The organism is Pseudomonas sp. 21615526 (genome assembly GCF_013386245.1).
GTDB lineage: Bacteria > Pseudomonadota > Gammaproteobacteria > Pseudomonadales > Pseudomonadaceae > Aquipseudomonas.
The window spans coordinates 1116-3310 of record NZ_JACAOM010000167.1; the positions used below are offsets into that span (position 1 = coordinate 1116).

The window sequence follows — 2195 nt, forward strand, 5'->3', positions numbered from 1 at the left end:
CCTCGGTTCCCTGGACAAAGCCACCCGCAAGGACCTGCGCCGCAAACTGCGTGCGCCGGGGCCGCGTGTCGAGTGGCGACGCAACATCGACGACGTACTGCCGCGCATCATGGCGCTGTATGAGGCCACCCTGGAACGCTCCGACCTGCAGTTCGAGCGACTGCCGGCAGGCTATTTCACCGGTATCCTTGAACAGCTGCAGGAACGTGCGGTCTGTGTGCTTTATTGGGTGGACGAGCAACTGGTGGCGTTCAACCTGATCCTGTTGAACCAGGATCGCCTGATTGACAAGTTTTTCGGCGAAGACAGTGACTACAGTCGCGAATACAGCCTGGCGGTGCGCAGTTGGTTAACCAACATCGACTACTGTATTCGCAACGATATTGCATTATATGAATGTGGTCAGGCCGGCTATGCCAGCAAGTTGCTGCTGGGCTGCGAGTTCCAGGGCAACAGCATGTTTTTCCGCCACCGTAACTGGCTGGTCAACCGTGCGCTGTTCGTTGCAAAAGTGTTTCTCCGACCGGATCGATCCGACCCTGCCATGGCTGCTGCGATAAGCGAAACCTGATGATCAACAAGACCCGCCAAAAAGCCCGCCCCTTTGCCATTTCGCGTTGGAGCGTCCAGCGCAAGCTGGTGTTGGCGTTCTGGCTGGTGACGGTGATCCCGACGATGATCGCGGCGGAGCTGGCCGCGACGACGCTGTCGCAGATCTTCGACAGTAACGTGCGTATCTGGCTGCAGGAGTCGACCAAGATCGTCAAGGACGAGATCGGCGACATCCTCCACGACAACGCCCGGGTCGCCCAACTGTTCCTGCGCTACACCAAGCCGCCGTCGTCGCGCCAGGCCGAGAAACACGACAAGCTGACCGCTGATATTGCCGCCGCCACCGACATCGACGTGGTCGCGCTGATCCGCAGCAGTGACCACAAAATCGTGTTTACCACCGCCGCCGACGACATCGTCAAGCAAATAAACCTGGCCAGTAATGCGGTGTTGCAGACGGTCGAAGTGGGTGGCGTGACCACCGGGGTTGTGGTGTCCACCTTCGAGACCAGCGAGGACGGCGTCGATTATCAACTGCTGGTGGCCACTTATCTGGACAGCAGTTTCCTGACCAGCGTGGCCGATGTGCATTCCCTCGACCTGCGCTTGTACCTGGCCAACCCCAGCGGGTTTTCGGAGATTTTCTCCACCCAGCGCTTTGTCGATCACCCCGCGCGGATTCCTTCGAGTATCGAATCTGCGCTGCGCAGCACCAAGCAGCCCAGCGAACAATTCACCAACAACTACAGCGGTTTGTACTGGCCGATCTTCAACGATGCCGGCGAGCTGCAAGGGGTGATCTTCAGTGGCTTGCTGCGCCATACCAGCCTGGTGGGCCTGGTGAACCAGAGCAATCTGTTCGTGTTGATCTTCCTGCTCAGCTCGGCGTTGTCCCTTGGTGCGGGCATGCTGGTGTCCCAGCGCCTGACCCGGCCATTGCGGGATCTGTCCGAAGGCGTCAGCGCGGTGATCTCGGGTAACTATCAGCACCGTGTGGCGGTCAGCGGCGGCGACGAGCTGGCGCAACTGAGCAGCACCTTCAACCACATGACCGAGCGCCTCGGTGAGTTGCATCACCTGGAAGCGCAACTGCGCCGCCGCGACCGCCTGCATGCACTGGGCGAAGTCGCGATGGGCCTGGCCCACGAAATTCGCAACCCGCTGGGCATTATCAAGACGGCCACCCAGTTGCTGCATCGCCGCGCCGATTTGCCGGAAACCGACAAGCGTCACCTCGAATACGTGATCAGCGAAGTCAGCCGGATCAACGACCTGATCACCGAATTCCTCGACTTCGCCAAACCCAGTGCACCGCTGCGCACCGTGCAGGCGGCACGCCCGGTGGTGGAGGAGATCCTCGGCTTCTGCGGGCCTGAGCTTGCGACCCATAACATCGACGCGCAAATTGATGATGCGGCTCCCGGCGCGACGATTTATGCCGATGCCAAGCAGCTCAAGCAGGCGTGCCTGAACCTGATTCTCAACGCCATCGACGCCATGCCCGGAGGCGGGCGCCTGACCCTGGGCATCCACAGCGTGGGCGGCAACACGGTGATCAGCATCGGCGATACCGGCGAGGGCATTGCGCCGGACATGATCGAGCGGATCTTCACACCATTCGTCACCACCAAGGCCTCGGGCAC

The 2195-nt window shown here is 60.6% G+C and carries 2 protein-coding genes; both read left to right on the forward strand.

Features of this window, described 5'->3' with window-relative positions:
* Positions 1–571, forward strand: a 571-nt coding sequence (locus HX786_RS32085; protein ID WP_256735338.1) for a GNAT family N-acetyltransferase, incomplete at its 5' end; no start/stop codon positions are given.
* The coding region (locus tag HX786_RS29935; RefSeq protein WP_178912992.1) for a HAMP domain-containing sensor histidine kinase at positions 571–2195 on the forward strand (1625 nt) is incomplete at its 3' end. The genes HX786_RS32085 and HX786_RS29935, both read left to right, overlap by 1 nt.